Annotated in this window: 19 protein-coding genes; 12 read left to right on the top strand and 7 right to left on the bottom strand. The window is 71.7% G+C overall.

Annotated features, from left to right (window positions below):
* Position 1 precedes the first annotated feature (1 nt).
* A complete protein-coding gene (locus tag ACFXJ5_RS22725) occupies positions 2 to 421 on the bottom strand; it encodes a VOC family protein (protein ID WP_384633878.1) in 420 nt (139 codons plus the stop codon).
* 54 nt (positions 422 to 475) lie between these two features.
* Positions 476 to 1,363 carry a non-homologous end-joining DNA ligase gene (ligD, locus tag ACFXJ5_RS22720; RefSeq protein WP_384633875.1) on the bottom strand — a complete coding sequence of 296 codons (888 nt, stop codon included), beginning with the start codon at positions 1,361 to 1,363 and terminating at the stop codon, positions 476 to 478.
* Between the two features lie 147 nt (positions 1,364 to 1,510).
* On the opposite strand from ligD, the gene ACFXJ5_RS22715 reads away from it, so the two are divergent.
* From ACFXJ5_RS22715 to ACFXJ5_RS22705, 3 genes are all read left to right on the top strand, one after another.
* Positions 1,511 to 3,109, top strand: a complete 1,599-nt coding sequence (locus tag ACFXJ5_RS22715) for an ABC-F family ATP-binding cassette domain-containing protein (protein WP_384633872.1) — start codon at positions 1,511 to 1,513, stop codon at positions 3,107 to 3,109.
* 322 nt (positions 3,110 to 3,431) lie between these two features.
* Positions 3,432 to 3,653, top strand: a complete 222-nt coding sequence (locus ACFXJ5_RS22710; RefSeq protein ID WP_329319527.1) for a helix-turn-helix domain-containing protein — start codon at positions 3,432 to 3,434, stop codon at positions 3,651 to 3,653.
* Between the two features lie 134 nt (positions 3,654 to 3,787).
* Positions 3,788 to 4,585 (top strand): enoyl-CoA hydratase/isomerase family protein, encoded by a 798-nt coding sequence (locus tag ACFXJ5_RS22705; protein WP_384633869.1) that lies wholly within the window; start codon positions 3,788 to 3,790, stop codon positions 4,583 to 4,585.
* A 20-nt stretch (positions 4,586 to 4,605) separates the two neighbouring features.
* Here the strand turns inward: ACFXJ5_RS22705 and ACFXJ5_RS22700 are convergent, their stop codons facing one another.
* Positions 4,606 to 5,196: a hypothetical protein gene (locus ACFXJ5_RS22700; protein ID WP_384633866.1), complete on the bottom strand. Its 591-nt coding sequence runs from the start codon at positions 5,194 to 5,196 to the stop codon at positions 4,606 to 4,608.
* A 69-nt stretch (positions 5,197 to 5,265) separates the two neighbouring features.
* On the opposite strand from ACFXJ5_RS22700, the gene ACFXJ5_RS22695 reads away from it, so the two are divergent.
* From ACFXJ5_RS22695 to amaP, 5 genes are read left to right on the top strand one after another with little or no spacing between them, the layout of a single operon-like run.
* Positions 5,266 to 5,760, top strand: a complete 495-nt coding sequence (locus tag ACFXJ5_RS22695; protein WP_384633863.1) for an Asp23/Gls24 family envelope stress response protein — start codon at positions 5,266 to 5,268, stop codon at positions 5,758 to 5,760.
* A gap of 10 nt (positions 5,761 to 5,770) precedes the next feature.
* Complete coding sequence (locus tag ACFXJ5_RS22690; RefSeq protein ID WP_384633861.1) at positions 5,771 to 5,953, top strand: hypothetical protein; 183 nt, start codon at positions 5,771 to 5,773, stop codon at positions 5,951 to 5,953.
* Positions 5,954 to 5,969: 16 nt separating this feature from the next.
* Positions 5,970 to 6,323: an Asp23/Gls24 family envelope stress response protein gene (locus ACFXJ5_RS22685; protein WP_384633858.1), complete on the top strand. Its 354-nt coding sequence runs from the start codon at positions 5,970 to 5,972 to the stop codon at positions 6,321 to 6,323.
* Complete coding sequence (locus tag ACFXJ5_RS22680; protein WP_384633855.1) at positions 6,320 to 6,907, top strand: DUF6286 domain-containing protein; 588 nt, start codon at positions 6,320 to 6,322, stop codon at positions 6,905 to 6,907. The genes ACFXJ5_RS22685 and ACFXJ5_RS22680 overlap by 4 nt, the downstream gene beginning before the upstream one ends.
* 7 nt (positions 6,908 to 6,914) lie before the next feature.
* Positions 6,915 to 7,487, top strand: coding sequence for an alkaline shock response membrane anchor protein AmaP (amaP, locus tag ACFXJ5_RS22675; RefSeq protein ID WP_384633853.1), 573 nt, complete (start codon positions 6,915 to 6,917; stop codon positions 7,485 to 7,487).
* Here the strand turns inward: amaP and ACFXJ5_RS22670 are convergent.
* From ACFXJ5_RS22670 to ACFXJ5_RS22655, 4 genes are all read right to left on the bottom strand, one after another.
* Entirely contained in the window at positions 7,480 to 9,279 is a 1,800-nt protein-coding gene (locus ACFXJ5_RS22670; protein WP_384633850.1) for a glycoside hydrolase family 15 protein, read from the bottom strand. The genes amaP and ACFXJ5_RS22670 overlap by 8 nt on opposite strands.
* A gap of 63 nt (positions 9,280 to 9,342) precedes the next feature.
* Positions 9,343 to 10,164 carry an SURF1 family cytochrome oxidase biogenesis protein gene (locus ACFXJ5_RS22665; RefSeq protein WP_384633847.1) on the bottom strand — a complete coding sequence of 274 codons (822 nt, stop codon included), beginning with the start codon at positions 10,162 to 10,164 and terminating at the stop codon, positions 9,343 to 9,345.
* An 82-nt stretch (positions 10,165 to 10,246) separates the two neighbouring features.
* Positions 10,247 to 10,495 carry a hypothetical protein gene (locus ACFXJ5_RS22660; RefSeq protein WP_127354416.1) on the bottom strand — a complete coding sequence of 83 codons (249 nt, stop codon included), beginning with the start codon at positions 10,493 to 10,495 and terminating at the stop codon, positions 10,247 to 10,249.
* Positions 10,496 to 10,574: 79 nt separating this feature from the next.
* Complete coding sequence (locus ACFXJ5_RS22655; RefSeq protein ID WP_384633844.1) at positions 10,575 to 11,564, bottom strand: DEDDh family exonuclease; 990 nt, start codon at positions 11,562 to 11,564, stop codon at positions 10,575 to 10,577.
* A gap of 65 nt (positions 11,565 to 11,629) precedes the next feature.
* On the opposite strand from ACFXJ5_RS22655, the gene ACFXJ5_RS22650 reads away from it, so the two are divergent.
* From ACFXJ5_RS22650 to ACFXJ5_RS22635, 4 genes are all read left to right on the top strand, one after another.
* Complete coding sequence (locus tag ACFXJ5_RS22650; RefSeq protein WP_384633841.1) at positions 11,630 to 12,346, top strand: VIT family protein; 717 nt, start codon at positions 11,630 to 11,632, stop codon at positions 12,344 to 12,346.
* Positions 12,347 to 12,425: 79 nt separating this feature from the next.
* The gene (locus tag ACFXJ5_RS22645) at positions 12,426 to 13,295 is read left to right on the top strand and encodes a sterol desaturase family protein (RefSeq protein ID WP_384633838.1); all 870 of its coding nucleotides are present in this window, start codon (positions 12,426 to 12,428) and stop codon (positions 13,293 to 13,295) included.
* A 188-nt stretch (positions 13,296 to 13,483) separates the two neighbouring features.
* Positions 13,484 to 14,092 (top strand): lysoplasmalogenase, encoded by a 609-nt coding sequence (locus ACFXJ5_RS22640; protein ID WP_384633835.1) that lies wholly within the window; start codon positions 13,484 to 13,486, stop codon positions 14,090 to 14,092.
* Positions 14,093 to 14,112: 20 nt separating this feature from the next.
* Entirely contained in the window at positions 14,113 to 15,156 is a 1,044-nt protein-coding gene (locus ACFXJ5_RS22635; RefSeq protein ID WP_384633832.1) for a zinc-dependent alcohol dehydrogenase family protein, read from the top strand.
* Positions 15,157 to 15,172 lie beyond the last annotated feature (16 nt).

Genomic DNA, 15,172 nt, shown 5'->3' with positions numbered 1-15,172 from the left:
GTCAGCCCGAGGTCGGCGGTATCCGCGGCAGATAGGTGCCGAAGCTCCAGAGATTGCCCTCCGGGTCGCGGGCCGTGTAGTCCCGTGACCCGTAGTCCTGGTCGGTCAGTGGCATGACGACCTCGGCGCCGGCCGCCACCGCCCGCGCATGGTGGGCGTCGGTGTCCTGCACCACCACATAGACCGAGCTCGGGCCGAGGTCCTTCGCGGCCCGGCCGAACTCGCTGTCGTTCTGCGCGCTGCCGAGCATCACCATGCCGTTCCCGTAAGCGAGTTCGGCGTGGTGGACCACCCCGCCTCCGCCCTCGTGAACAGCCACCTCGGTGAAGCCGAACGCGTCCTTGAGGAAGGCGATGGCCGCCTTGGCGTCGCGATAGCGCAGCGCCGGGTAGACGGTGGGGGCGGCTCCATTGCCGGCCATGACGATCACTCTCCCCTTGACGAGCTCCGAGCTCCCTGTGTGAGCTGAGTCACCTCAGTCTGGCAGCGGGGTCCGACAATCGCCCTTGGGGTTCGGTTCCAGCAGGTCACCGGCCTTCTCCAGGCGTGCGAGCACATCCTCCGGCAGGAATCGCAGATCCTCCGGAGCACGGCACCCCTCGACCTCCTCCCACGACACCGGCGCGGCCACCGTCGGCTCGCTGCACGCCCGCAGCGAGTAGGGGGCGACCGTCGTACGGGCCGGGTTGTTCTGGTTCCAGTCCACGAAGACCTTGCCGCCCCGCAGCGACCTGTCCATCTCGGCCACCACCAGCTCCGGTTCACGCTCCACCAGCCGCTCCGCGAGCCCCCGCGCGTACGCCGTCGCCCGTGTGCCCTTCACCGGCTTCAGCGGTACGTGGACGTGCAGCCCTTTGGAGCCCGACACCTTCGGCCAGGCGTCGAGCCCGTCCCTGGCCAGCTCCTCGCGGATCATCAGTGCCACCCGGCAGCACTCCACGACGGTCGCCGGCGCCCCCGGATCCAGGTCGAACACCATCAGGTCCGGGTCGTGCACCCCGCCGCGCGGACCGACCCGCCACTGCGGCACATGGATCTCCAGCGCCGCCAGATTCGCCGCCCACATCAGCGTCCGCGCATCCTCGACCACCACATACCGCACCGTCTGCCGCCCCTTCGTGGACCCCGGCGACGGCAGCTCGACGGTCCGCACCCAGTCCGGGGTGCCGCGCGGCGCGTTCTTCTGGAAGAAGCCCTCCGCGTCCACCCCGTCCGGGAAGCGCTTGAAGGAGGCCGGGCGCCCGCGTACGTGGGGCAGCAGGACCGGGGCGATCCGCTCCCAGTAATCCAGCACCTCGCCCTTGCTGAAGCCGGTGGCCGGATACAGCACTTTCCCGGTGTTGGTCCGCGTCACGTCGTCCATAGGGTGCGGGTGACCGAAAAACCGCTTGGCAATCCGGTGGCCCCCGCCCGGTAGACTGCTCGCATGGCAGTTCTCCTCGCGCATTAGACGGCACCGCACGACCTCGACCGTCCGCACTGCCGTCCGCCACGCCCTGGAGTCTTTCCCGTGATCACTGCCACCGGCCTTGAGCTGCGCGCCGGAGCCCGCGTCCTCATCGAGTCCGCTTCCTTCCGTATCGCCCGCGGCGACCGCATCGGCCTCGTCGGCCGCAACGGTGCCGGCAAGACCACCCTCACCAAGGTCCTGGCCGGCGAGGGCCAGCCCGCGGCCGGCACCGTCACCTGCTCCGGCGAGGTGGGCTACCTCCCGCAGGACCCGCGCACCGGCGACCTCGACGTCCTCGCCCGCGACCGCATCCTGTCCGCCCGTGGGCTGGACGAGGTGCTGCGCAAGATGCGCGAGAACGAGGAGCGGATGTCCACCGGCCAGGGCGCCACCCGCGAAAAGGCGATGAAGAGGTACGAGCGCCTGGAGACCGAGTTCCTCACCAAGGGCGGTTACGCCGCCGAGGCCGAGGCCGCCACCATCTCCGCCGCGCTGGGCCTGCCCGACCGGGTGCTGGGCCAGCCCCTGCACACCCTCTCCGGCGGTCAGCGCCGCCGGGTCGAGCTGGCGCGGATCCTGTTCTCGGACGCGGACACGCTGCTGCTCGACGAGCCGACCAACCACCTCGACGCCGACTCGATCAGCTGGCTGCGGGACTTCCTGAAGACCTATCGCGGCGGCTTCGTCGTGATCTCCCACGACATCAACCTGGTCGAGACGGTCGTCAACAAGGTCTTCTACCTGGACGCCAACCGCTCCCACATCGACATCTACAACATGACCTGGAAGAAGTACCTCCAGCAGCGCGAGGACGACGAGAAGCGCCGCAAGCGCGAGCGCCAGAACGCCGAGAAGAAGGCCGCGACCCTCAATTCGCAGGCCGACAAGATGCGCGCCAAGGCCACCAAGACCGTCGCCGCGCAGAACATGGCCCGCCGCGCCGAGAAGCTGCTCGCCGGCCTGGACGAGGTACGGCAGTCCGACAAGGTCGCCAAGCTGCGGTTCCCCGACCCGGCGCCCTGCGGCAAGACGCCGCTGATGGCCACGGGCCTGTCCAAGTCGTACGGATCGCTGGAGATCTTCACGGACGTCGACCTGGCGATCGACAGGGGCTCGCGGGTCGTCATCCTCGGCCTCAACGGCGCGGGCAAGACCACCCTGCTGCGGCTCCTCGCCGGCGTCGAGAAGCCCGACACCGGTCAGGTCGAGCCCGGCCACGGCCTCAAGCTCGGCTACTACGCGCAGGAGCACGAGACCCTCGACCCGGACCGCACCGTCCTGGAGAACATGCGTTCGGCCGCGCCCGACATGGACCTGGTCGCGATCCGTAAGACGCTGGGCTCGTTCCTCTTCTCGGGTGACGATGTCGACAAGCCCGCCGGGGTGCTCTCCGGCGGAGAGAAGACCCGCCTCGCCCTGGCCACGCTCGTGGTCTCCAGCGCCAATGTGCTGCTGCTCGACGAGCCCACCAACAACCTCGACCCGGCCAGCCGCGAGGAGATCCTCGGCGCGCTGCACACCTTCACGGGCGCGGTCGTGCTCGTCACCCACGACGAGGGCGCGGTGCACGCGCTGCAGCCCGAGCGGATCATCCTGCTGCCCGACGGCGTCGAGGACCTGTGGGGCGAGGACTACGCGGACCTCGTCTCGCTGGCCTGACGCACTCGGTTGGATCAACCGTATGGATCATTCGGCCTACGGGTGATCCTTCATCTGTGTGAGACGAGCTCATACCCCGGCGTGGTGATCCGCGGCTTGGCGACTCTCTGTGTCGATCAGCCATGTCACGTGGGGAAACTCCTTACCGACCATGGTGACCTGCCCTTTCTTCACGGCTCTCGCGCCGCGTCCGGGAATGCCGGGCCCCGGGCGCCTCTCGCGGCGGAAATGTTGTCGCACGGACCTTGCCGAATGGGTGGCCAGGAAGCGCGCAAGGGGTGATCATGAGAGTCCGAAGCGCACTTCCCTGGAGGAGGCACGGGTGGCCGAGACTCTGAAGAAGGGCAGCCGGGTAACCGGAGCCGCGCGCGAAAAGCTCGCGGCAGACCTGAAGAAGAAGTACGACGGCGGTGCGAGCATCCGGGCACTGGCCGAAGAGACCGGCCGTTCCTACGGCTTCGTACACCGGATGCTCAGCGAGTCCGGCGTGACCCTGCGTGGTCGCGGCGGAGCGACACGGGGCAAGAAGGTCCCCGCGTCCTGACGGACGTCGGCGCCTCTCGTGGCTGCGGTTCGTGGTTTTCCGGTATCCGTTGCGGGTGCCACCCGGTCGCATTGCTGACCGACCGGGTGGTTACTCTTCGGTAATCGAATCCGCGGTTCGCTCGGAGGTGCCCGATGTCCGACCCCACTGTGCTGCTCGACCGTGACGGCGTACTGCTCACGGCGGAGGAACCCCTCCACCTCGCCACTGTCACGCTGAGCAACCCGGGCAAGCGGAATGTCCAGTCGCCCGCTCTGTGGCGGGCGTTGGCCGAGGCCGGCCGGCTGCTGCCGGGCAGTGTCAGGGTGGTCGTACTGCGCGCGGAAGGCGTGTCCTTCTCCGCAGGGTTGGACCGCCAGGCGTTCACCCCCGAAGGCTTTGACGGCGAACCGTCCTTCATCGACCTCGCACGCGCTTCCGAGGCCGAACTCGACGCCGCCATCGCCTCCTATCAGGAGGCCTTCACCTGGTGGCGGCGCAACGACATCATCTCCATCGCCGCCGTCCAGGGCCACGCCATCGGGGCGGGCTTCCAGCTGGCCCTCGCCTGCGACCTGCGGGTCGTCGCCGACGACGTGCAGTTCGCCATGCGCGAGACCAGCCTCGGGCTCGTCCCCGACCTCACCGGCACCAAGCCGCTGCTCGACCTCGTCGGCTACGGCCGCGCGCTCGAGATCTGCGCCACCGGCCGCTTCGTCAAGGCCGACGAGGCCGAGCGCATCGGCCTCGCCAACGTCGTCGTGACCGCCGCCGAGCTCGATGCAGCCGTCAAGGACCTCGCCGCCCCCCTGCTCGCCGCCCCACGCGACGCCGTCATCGAGACCAAGGCCCTGCTGCGCGAGGCCTCCGGCCGTGCGTACGACGACCAGCGCGCCGCCGAGCGCGCCGCGCAGGGCCGCCGGCTGCGGGACCTCGCTGGGGTGGGCGAGTAACCGCCTCCGCCCAGCGGGAGTTACGCCACTTCGGTGACGACCACGGTCACCGGGCCCACCGCCTCCGCCACCGCCCTGGCGACGTCCAGCGCGCGGTGACCGGCGGCCACGGCGATCTGTACCCACGGACCGTACGGGGCCGGGCTGAAGTCGCCGAGCCGCGAGGTCACCCCGGCCACCCCCGGCACGGCGCGCACCGCCTCCGTCAGGGAGCTCGCCACCACCACCCCGGCGGACGGCGGCAGGGGATCCGGTACGGATTCCGTCGCACCCGGGGCCTCGTCAAGGAGCCCGGTGACCGTCAGGTCGACGGCGGTCACCTCCAGGCCGAGCCGGTCGTGCGCGGCGTCCCAGAGCGCGCGCCGCAGGCCGTCGGAGGTGAACGGCAGCGGCCGGGCGACGGTGGCCTCGAACTCGGCGGCCACGAGGCCGTCCCGGCCGATGCGCAGGGCCGTGATCCGTACCGAGCCCAACCCGGCGGCCGCCGTACGCAGCACTCGGGCCGCCGCCTGCTCGGTGATCCAGGCGGCGTCGGCGGACCCGCCGAGCGGCAGGACACGGCCCATGGCGACCTGCTCGCGTACGGCTTGAGCCAAACGGTCCGACGTCATCGCGGCTGTCACCTCCGGCACCTAGTCTGGGGCATGGACCAGCCGGAACCGGAGAGGGGACGACTCGAGATGAGCGACACCGCGCTGGAGGGCGCCGGCAACGGCAAGACCCTGGAGCAGGGCACCGGTCCGGGGGTGGGCCCGGGCGTGTCGGGACGGCGGGTACCGCTCGGCGATCCGGCCACCCGGGGTCGTACCACCATCTCCGACGGCGTCGTGGAGAAGATCGCCGGGCTCGCCGCCCGGGACGTCCTGGGCGTGCACGCCCTCGGCTCCGGCTTCTCCCGCACGTTCGGCGCCGTACGCGACCGGGTCCCCGGCGGGAAGTCGCAGACGCCCGGCGTCAGGGCGGAGGTCGGCGAGGTGCAGACCGCGCTCGACCTGGCCATCGTGGTGGACTACGGCGTGTCGATCGTCGAAGTCGCCCGCGTGGTGCGGGAGAACGTGATCGTGGCGGTCGAGCGGATGACCGGGCTGGAGGTCGTCGAGGTCAACATCGTGGTCGGCGATGTGAAGCTGCCCGACGACTTCGATGACGAGCAGACCGAGCAGAGGGTCCAGTGAGGTGCCGTTGATGAGCAATGCCGTGGTGGGCCTGATCGTGGGAATGGCGCTCGGCTTCGCCGGATACTTCGGCGGGTTCGCCGCCTTCCTGCTGGTCGCCGCGCTCGGCGCCGTGGGCTTCGTCGCGGGACGGCTGCTCGACGGCGACATGGAGCTGGGCGACTTCTTTCGCGGCCGCGACCGGCGCCGGTGAACGTGGGAGGGCACCGGTGACCGCTGCCGCCGCCGACCGCGGCTCGCTGCGCATCGCGGACCGCGTCATCGCCAAGATCGCCGCCCGCGCGGCTCGTGACGCCCTGTCCGACGCGCCCGAGGCCCAGCACGTGCCCCCCGGCACCGAACCCAACGCCTCCGTCGCGGTGCGGCGCGGGAAGGCCCACCTCAGACTGTCGGTCGAACTCGGCTACCCCAACGACATCGTTGCCGTGGCCCGCACCGTACGCCGCCATGTCGCCGACCGCGTCGAGGCGTTGACCGGCATCGCGGTCCCCGAGGTCGCCGTGGAGGTGGAGCGCCTGCACTCGCCGGCCACCCACCGCGAGGACGAAGGGAGAGTCAGATGAGCGCCCCGACCCAGGCGCCGCCCACCACCGCGACAGCCACGCCGCGCGCCCGCCGCTTCTGGTCCGCCCGCAGGATCCCGGCCGCCCTGACGGCGCTGGTCGTGCTCGGCGCCGCCGGCCTGCTGCTCTACGACGTCACCGCCGTACGCGCCCACCGGCCCGGGATGGCCTGGCGCAGGACGCTCGCCCACGAACTGGCGAACCGCCCGCTGAACGACGTCTGGGTCGTCACAGGCGCCGCCGTGGCCGCCGCCCTCGGCCTCTGGCTCCTGCTGCTGGCCGCCACACCGGGGCTGCGGACCGTGCTGCCCATGCGCCGCGACACCACCCCCATCCGGGCCGGGCTCGACCGCCACGCCGCCGAACTCGCCCTGCGCGACAAGGCGATGGAGGTCCCCGGCGTCCGGTCGGCGCGGGTCTCGGTCGGCCGGCGGCGGGCCCGGGTGCGCGCCGAAGTGAGCTACCGGGACACCGACTCCGTACGGGCCGACCTCGACGCCGCGCTCGCCGACGGGCTGGCGCGGCTGTCCCTGGCCCGGCCGCTCGCGCTGGCGCTGTCCGTCCGCCGTACGGCAGGGGGGTGACGACGGGATGCGTACCACCGTCAACCGGCTGCTGCTCGGGCTGACCGGGCTGGTGCTGCTCGCGGCCGGCCTGGCCGTGCTGGCGGGCGGCCTCGGCCACTGGCCGTACGGCAGCGCACACGACGTGCTGCTCAGCGCCGCCGCCCGCCACCGCTACCGGGGCGAGGACTGGTGGTGGCCCACCGTGATCGGGGTCCTCGGCGTCGTCGTCCTGGTGGCGCTGTGGTGGCTGCTGGCGCAGTTCCGCGACCGCCGGATCCGCCAGATCCAGGTGGACGGCGGGGACAGCGGAGACGGCCAGGGCGTGGTGCTGCGCGGCCGGGCCCTGGAGAACATCGTCGCCGCCGAGACCGAGAGCCTCCCCGGCGTCGCCCACGCCCACGCGGCCCTCACCATCCGGCGCGACGCCCCCACCGTCCGGCTGCTCCTCGCCCTCGCCCCGCACGCCGACCCCGGCGCCCTGCTCACCGAGCTCGACGCCTACGTACTGGAGCGTGCCCGCGCCTCGGCGGCGCTGCCCGCCCTCCCGGCGGAGGCGCGGCTGCGGGCCGTCAGCCACCGGGCCTCGCGGGTCAGCTGACGGCTTGCCGGGCGCTGTCGAGGCCGGACAGCGTCAGTGCCGTGTTGACCAGGCCGATGTGGCTGAACGCCTGCGGGAAGTTGCCGAGCTGGCGGTCCTCGACCGGGTCCCATTCCTCCGCGAGCAGCCCGACGTCGTTGCGCAGCGCGAGCAGCTTCTCGAAGAGCGTGCGGGCGTCGTCCTCCCGGCCGGTCCGGTGCAGGGCGTCGGCGAGCCAGAACGAGCAGGCGAGGAAGGACCCTTCACCGCCGGGCAGACCGTCGACGCTACTCTCCTCCAGCGTGTAGCGGCGTACGAACCCGCCGTGGTCCAGCTCGCGCCGGACCGCGTCGACCGTGCCGATGACCCGCCGGTCGGTCGCCGGAAGAAAGCCGACCTGCGGGATCAGCAGCGTGGCGGCGTCCAGCTCCCGCGAGCCGTAGAACTGCGTGAAGGTGTTGCGCGCCGGGTCGAATCCCTTGCGCAGCACCTCGCGGTGCACCTCGTCGCGCATCGCCCGCCACCGGGCCGGGTCGCCCCTGAGCTGGGGCCGGCTTTCCAGCGTGCGCGCGGCGCGGTCGGCGGCCACCCAGGCCATGACCTTGGAGTGCACGAAGTGCTGCCGGTCGCCGCGCACCTCCCACAGGCCCTCGTCGGGCTCGCGCCACTTGCCCTCCAGGAAGTTCATCATGGCGCGCTGGACCGCCCAGGTGTGGTGCTCCGTGTCCATCCCGGCGGCACGGCTGAGGAAGAGGGAGTCCATGACCTCCCCGTAGACGTCGAGCTGAAGCTGGTCGACCGCCGCGTTGCCGACCCGGATCGGCAGCGAGGCCTCGTAGCCGTCGAGCCACGGGATCTCGGTCTCCGCCAGCCGTCGTTCGCCCTCTATGCCGTACATGATCTGCAGATCGGCGGGGTCTCCGGCGACCGCGCGCAGCAGCCAGTCCCGCCACTCGGCGGCCTCGGTCATGAAACCGCTGGTCACCAGCGCGTTGAGGGTCAGCGTCGAGTCGCGCAGCCAGCAGTAGCGGTAGTCCCAGTTGCGCACGCCCCGGATCTCCTCGGGGAGGGAGGTGGTCGCGGCGGCGACGATGCCCCCGCTGGGGGCGTACGTGAGCGCCTTGAGGGTGATCAGCGAGCGCAGCACCGCGTCCCGCCACGGGCCGTCGTAGCGGCACTGGGAGGACCACTTCTCCCAGTCCTCCAGGCTCTGTTCCAGGGACTCGTACGGATCGACCAGCTGCGGCCGCTTCTCGTGCGAGGGGTGCCAGGTGAGGACGAAGGCGACCCGCTCGCCCTGGGAGACCGCGAACTCGGCGTAGGTGCAGAAGTCCTTGCCGTACGTGTGGACCTCGGGCTCGCTGCGCAGCCACGTCGAGTCGGGCCCCGCGATGGCGACCCGGTGGCCGTCGACGCGCCGCACCCAGGGGACGATGCTGCCGTAGTCGAAGCGCAGTCGCAGCTCGCCCTTCATCGCCACGCGGCCCGACACGCCCTCGACGATGCGGATGACGTCCGGGGCGTGGTCGCGCTGCGGCATGAGGTCGATGATCTTGACGGTGCCGGAGCCGGTCTCCCAGACCGACTCCAGGACCAGGGTGTCGCCGATGTACGAGCGCCGGGCGCAGTTTCTGGGCCCATGGGCCGGGGCGATCCGCCAGTGGCCGTTCTCCTGGTCGCCGAGCAGGGCGGCGAAGCAGGCGGCGGAGTCGAAGCGAGGCAGGCACAGCCAGTCGATGGAGCCGTCCCTGCCGACCAGCGCGGCGGTCTGCAGGTCGCCGATGAGCGCGTAGTCCTCGATGAGTCCTGGCACGGTGCCCGCCTCTCTCAGATCTACGGACCGGTGAATGCCGTCTCTGTAGCGTGCCTCGGCGGGTCAGGGGGACGCGACTCCAGCGGTCGCCGGGTCCGGTTCCAGGGCCTGACCTTCGGCCTTCGCCCCCGCCGCGAGGCGTTCCCTGCGCTCGCGGCGGACCAGGATGACCCAACCGACCGGGACCATGACGGTGAACAGCCACCACTGGATGGCGTAGCCCATGTTGAGCGCGGAGCTGATGTCGGCGGGACTGGCGATCAGCTCGGGCTGCTTGCCGGTCGGCTTGGGGGAGGTGGACGCCAGCTCGACGTAGCCGCCGACCAGGGTCTCGGGCACCTGGTCGGTGACCAGGGTGCTGTTGATCAGCGAGATCTGGCGGGCGGGCAGGCCGACGCGGTTGCGGATGCCCGTCTCGGACGTGGTCTCGTCCGGGCGCAGCCGCCCGGTGAGGGTGACCTCGCCGCCGGGCGCCTTGGGGACCTTCGGAAACGTCGTGAGGTCGTTCCCCGCGGCGATCCAGCCCCGGTTGACCAGCACGGCCCTGCCGTCGGCCAGCACCAGCGGCGTGATGACGTGGTAGCCGATGCTGTCGCCGTCCGCCGCCGTGCGCTGCCGGGCGACCAGCTCGTGCGCGGTGTCGTAGTGCCCCCGCAGGATGACCGTGCGGTAGGTGTCCGTGGACGGCACGGTCCGCGCCGGCCCGGTCAGCGACTCGACCGGCACGGCCTTGGCGGCCAGATTCCGGTGGATGAGCTGGTTGGTCGCCTCTTTGCGGTCGTGCCGGTGCAGCTGCCAGAAGCCCAGCCGGTACATGGTGGGCATGACGAGCAGGGCGATCAGCGTGAGGATCACCCACTGCCGGGACAACAGGAAGCGGTACACGGCATCGACGTTACATCCGCTGTCCCGGCGCCCGATCGGAGGGGCACGTTCGGCCCGGGCTCAGGCTGTGCTCACCCCGGACTCAGGCCGGCAGCGAGCCCACCCGGTCGACGATGCCGGCCGCGCCTTCCGCCTTGGCGCAGTGACCACCGCAGTACCAGCGGCCGTCGACCTCGACGCCGTGGCCGACGATCCGCACCATGCAGTGCTCGCAGATGGGGGCCATCCGGTGGATGGCACATTCGAAGCTGTCGAACACGTGCACAGCCCCCTGGGCGTGCACCTCGAAGCTCATGACGTAGTCGTTTCCGCACACTTCACATCGGGCCATGAGGCCCAGAGTGGGGCGCGCCGCCGGACCCGGCAACCGGAAGCCGGGTGCGTCGCGGCGGCGCCACCCGATCGGCGGGTCAGCCGTGGACGTCCGGCGCGGGGGCCACTGCCTTGAGCAGTTCGACGAAGCGCCGTTCGTCGACGACCGGCGTGCCGAACTGCCCGGCCTTGGCGACCTTGGTGCTCGGGGACTCCGGGTCGTTGGTGACCAGCAGGCTGGTCAGCCGGCTCACCGACGACGCCACATGCAACCCGGCGTCCGTGGCCCGGTCCTCCAGCAGCTCGCGGTCGATCGCCGTGTCACCCGAGAAGGCGACCCGCATGCCCTGCACCAGCGGCCCGTCCGCCGCCATCCGCCCCGGATTGGGGTAGGGGCAAGCAGGCCGCTTGCGGGACGGCCGCCAGCTCATCGGCCGATAGGTCGAGCGGTAGCCCGCCGAGCCGCTGGAACGGCCGGACATGCCCCCGTCGACCCATTCGGTCAGCGGCCGGCAGGCGTGCAGCGGCAACCGCATCCCGGCGGCCGCCGCCAGATGCAGGCTGGGCCGGAAGGACTCGGCCAGCACGCGGGCGTCGTCCAGCGCATGGTGGGCGCGCTGCTGTACGACGCCGTAGTGCGCGGCCAGCGACTCCAGCTTGTGGTTGGCCAGCGGCAGCCGCAGCTCCTTGGACAGCACGATGGTGCACAGCCGGTGCTCCACCGGCGCCGCCGAGTTGGCGCGTGAGTATTCGCGGGCCAGCATCGACCAGTCGAAGACCGCGTTGTGCGCGACCAGCACCCGGCCGTCGAGGCGTTCGGCCAGCTCGGCGGCGATCTCCGGGAAGAGCGGGGCGTCGGCGAGCATCCGGCTCGTGAGGCCGTGAATCCACACGGGTCCCGGATCGCGCTGCGGATTGACGGGGGAGTACCAGTGGTCCTGCACGTCGCCCTGGGCGTCCAGCCGGTAGACGGCCGCCGACACTATCCGGTCGTCGCGGCCCAGCCCCGTGGTCTCGACGTCCACGACGGCGTATCCGTCGGGATAGGCCTCTGGCCACGGCTGCTGCGGAATCAGGGACGCGTGCATGGTGGACCACCATACGGGCCGCCACTGACAGTGGCCGAACCCCCCGTGAGCCGTACGCTCGCCGGGTGAGCGACGAGACACCCACGCATGACGAGGCCCACAGCGGCGACCTCGGCGCACGGCTCAACTGGCTGCGGGCGGCGGTGCTGGGCGCCAACGACGGCGTGGTCTCGACGGCCGGCCTCGTGGTCGGCGTCGCCGGGGCCACCGACTCGCGCAGCGCCCTGCTGACGGCGGGCCTCGCGGGACTGCTGGCCGGGTCGCTGTCCATGGCGGCCGGCGAGTACGTGTCGGTGAGCACCCAGCGCGATTCGGAGAAGGCCGCCCTGGCGAAGGAGGAGCGCGAGCTGCGCACCGAGCCGCAGGCCGAACTCGCCGAGCTGGCCGGGCTGTTGGAGGAGCAGGGGCTCACCTCCGAACTGGCCCTGGAAGTCGCCCGGCAGTACACCGCGCGGGACGCCCTGCGCGCCCACGCCAGCATCGAACTGGGCATCGACCCCGACGAGCTCACCAACCCCTGGAACGCCGCCGGGGCGAGCTTCCTGGCCTTCACCGTGGGCGCCCTGCTGCCGCTGCTCGCCATCGTGCTGCCGCCCGCGGTGCTCCGGCTGCCGATCACCGTCGGCTCGGTCCTCGTGGCCCTGGTCCTGACCGGCTGGCGCAGCGCCCGCCTCGGCGCGGCCCCGGTCCGCCCGGCGATCCTGCGCAACGTGGCCGGCGGCGCGCTGGCCATGGCGGTGACGTACGGAGCAGGGTCGCTGCTGGGGGCGGCCGGGGTGTGAGCGTCGCTGACACCACGTCTTACATACTTCTCGGTAACAATATCTAGCCGTGACCGCCGTGCGCCTCTACGGTGCACGCATGCCGAACCTGCCCGATGTCGTGCTGTGGTCCATACCTGCCTTCGTGCTACTCACCGTCGTCGAGATCGTGAGCTATCGCCTCCACCCCGACGAGGACTCCGCCGGGTACGAGGCGAAGGACGCCGCCACCAGCATCTCCATGGGGCTCGGCAGCCTCGTCTTCGACCTGGCCTGGAAGATCCCGATCGTCGCGATCTACACCGCCGTCTACGAACTGACCCCACTGCGCGTCCCCGTGCTGTGGTGGACGGTCCCGCTGATGCTCCTCGCGCAGGACTTCTTCTACTACTGGTCGCATCGCGGCCACCACGTCATCCGCATCCTGTGGGCCTGCCACGTCGTCCACCACTCCAGCCGGAAGTTCAACCTCTCCACGGCGCTGCGCCAGCCCTGGACCAGCCTCACCGTCTGGCCCTTCTACCTCCCCCTGATCGCCTGCGGCGTCCACCCGGCCGCCCTCGCCTTCTGCTCGTCGGCCAACCTCGTCTACCAGTTCTGGATCCACACCGAGCGCATCGACAAACTGCCCCGCCCCTTCGAGTACGTCCTCAACACCCCCTCCCACCACCGCGTCCACCACGCCTCCCAAGGCGGCTACCTGGACCGCAACTTCGGCGGCATCCTCATCCTCTGGGACCGCCTCTTCCGCTCCTTCACCCCCGAGACCGACCGCCCCGTCTACGGCCTCACCAAGAACATCTCCACCCACAACCCCCTCCGCGTCGCCACCCACGAATACGCCGCCATCGCCCGCGACCTCCGCACCGCCCACACCTGGCGCGAACGCGCCGGTCGCCTCTTCCGCGGCCCCGGCTGGGTGCCCCAGGCGCCCACGACGCCGCAGCCCGTCGCCGAGCGTGCGGCGTGACCGAGGCTGCCGCCCCCGACCCCGGGTTGGGGGTAGGCCGTCCGCCTGAGGCGAGCGAAGCGAGATGGGGGCACCTCCCAGCGTCTAGCTGGGGGTGGGGGCACCTCCCAAAGGAAGCTTTGGGGGAGGCTGGCCCAACCCGGCCGCACCCGGCGACGGACGCGCACCACGACGGTGGGTGGCCGGCGGTGCGCCGGCGGCTGACGGTCCGAGGCCGGCTGGCCGCCGCCTTCGCCCTGGCAACCGCCGCCGACCTCGGCGCCCTGCTCGCCGGATCCCACACCGCCCACGCAGTCGCCAAGCCCCTCCTCATGCCCCTGCTCGCGGCGTACGCGGCAGCGAACCGCGGCCCCCGCCTCCTCCTCGCCGCACTGCTCTGCGGCTGGGCCGGAGACGTGCTCCTGCTGAGCGACGCGAAGCCCGCGTTCCTCGCCGGGATGGGCTGCTTCGCCGCGGGGCACGTCTGCTACCTGGCCCTCTTCGGGCGCCCGAAGAGGACCACCGCCGCCGCATACGCCCTGCTCTGGGCGGCCACCCTCACCCTGCTGTGGCCCGGCCTGGAACCGGGCATGCGGATCCCGGTGACGGCGTACAGCCTGCTGCTCACGGCGATGGCGGCGGCCGCGACGACACGCGGCCCGCGCACGGCGGCGGGCGGCGCGCTCTTCCTGCTGTCGGACACCCTGATCATCACCGGCGCACCCGGCTTCTGGATCATGCTGACGTACGCGGCCGCCCAGTACGCGCTGGCCTCGGGGCTGCTCAGGTACCGTGAAAGGACCGCGATCACCATCTGAGCAGCGACAAGGACACCCCCATGCGCGCCACCGTCATCAACGCCCCTCGTGACATCCGGGTCGAGGAGGTGCCGGACGCCGCGATCAGGGAATCCGGGGACGCCGTGGTGCGGGTGGTGCTGGCCTGCATCTGCGGCAGCGACCTGTGGGCGTACCGGGGGGAGTCGCCGCGGCAGCCGGGCCAGCGGATCGGGCACGAGTTCCTGGGCGTGGTCGAGGAGACCGGCTCCGAGGTGGCGGGGCTCAAGGCGGGCGACCTGGTCGTGGCGCCGTTCGTCTGGTCGGACGGCGTCTGCGAGCACTGCGTCGAGGGCCTGACGACCTCCTGCCCGGCCGGCGGCTTCTGGGGCTCGGTGGGCTCCGACGGCGGCCAGGGCGAGGCCGTACGGGTGCCCTTCGCCGAGGCCACCCTGGTGAAGCTGCCCGCGGAGGCGGCCTCCGACGAGCGGCTGCTCACCGCCCTGCTGTCCCTCTCCGACGTGCTGGGCACCGGCCACCACGCCGCCGTGGGCGCCGGAGTGAAGCCCGGCAGCACGGTCGCTGTGGTCGGCGACGGCGCGGTCGGCCTGTGCGGCGTGCTGGCCGCCCGCCGGCTGGGCGCCGAGCAGATCATCGCGCTGGGGCGCCACACCGTACGTACCGACATCGCCCGGAAGTTCGGCGCCACCGACATCGTGGCCGAGCGGGGCGACGCCGCCGTCGAGGCGGTCCGGGAGCTCACCGGGGGCCAGGGCGCCCACGCGGTCATCGAGGCCGTGGGCACCGAGCAGTCCATGCGTACCGCGGTCGGCATCGCCCGCGACGGCGGCGCCATCGGCTACGTCGGTGTCCCCCACGGCAGCGGTACCGGGCTCGACCTGGGCATCATGTTCAACCGCAACATCGCGCTGCGCGGCGGGGTCGCCCCGGTCCGTACGTACATCCCCGAGCTGCTGCCCGACGTGCTGGACGGCACCATCGACCCGTCCCCGGTCTTCGACCTCACCGTCGGCCTGGAGGGCGTACCGGGCGGTTACGCGGCGATGGACGACCGCACCGCCCTCAAGACGCTCGTCAGGCTCTGAGCACCCCAAGGGCGGT

Origin of the sequence: Streptomyces sp. NPDC059373 (assembly GCF_042751495.1) — a bacterium.
In the GTDB taxonomy this organism is placed as follows: domain Bacteria; phylum Actinomycetota; class Actinomycetes; order Streptomycetales; family Streptomycetaceae; genus Actinacidiphila.
The sequence above is the reverse complement of the archived record's forward strand: the minus strand, read 5'-3'. Positions and strand labels throughout refer to the sequence as shown.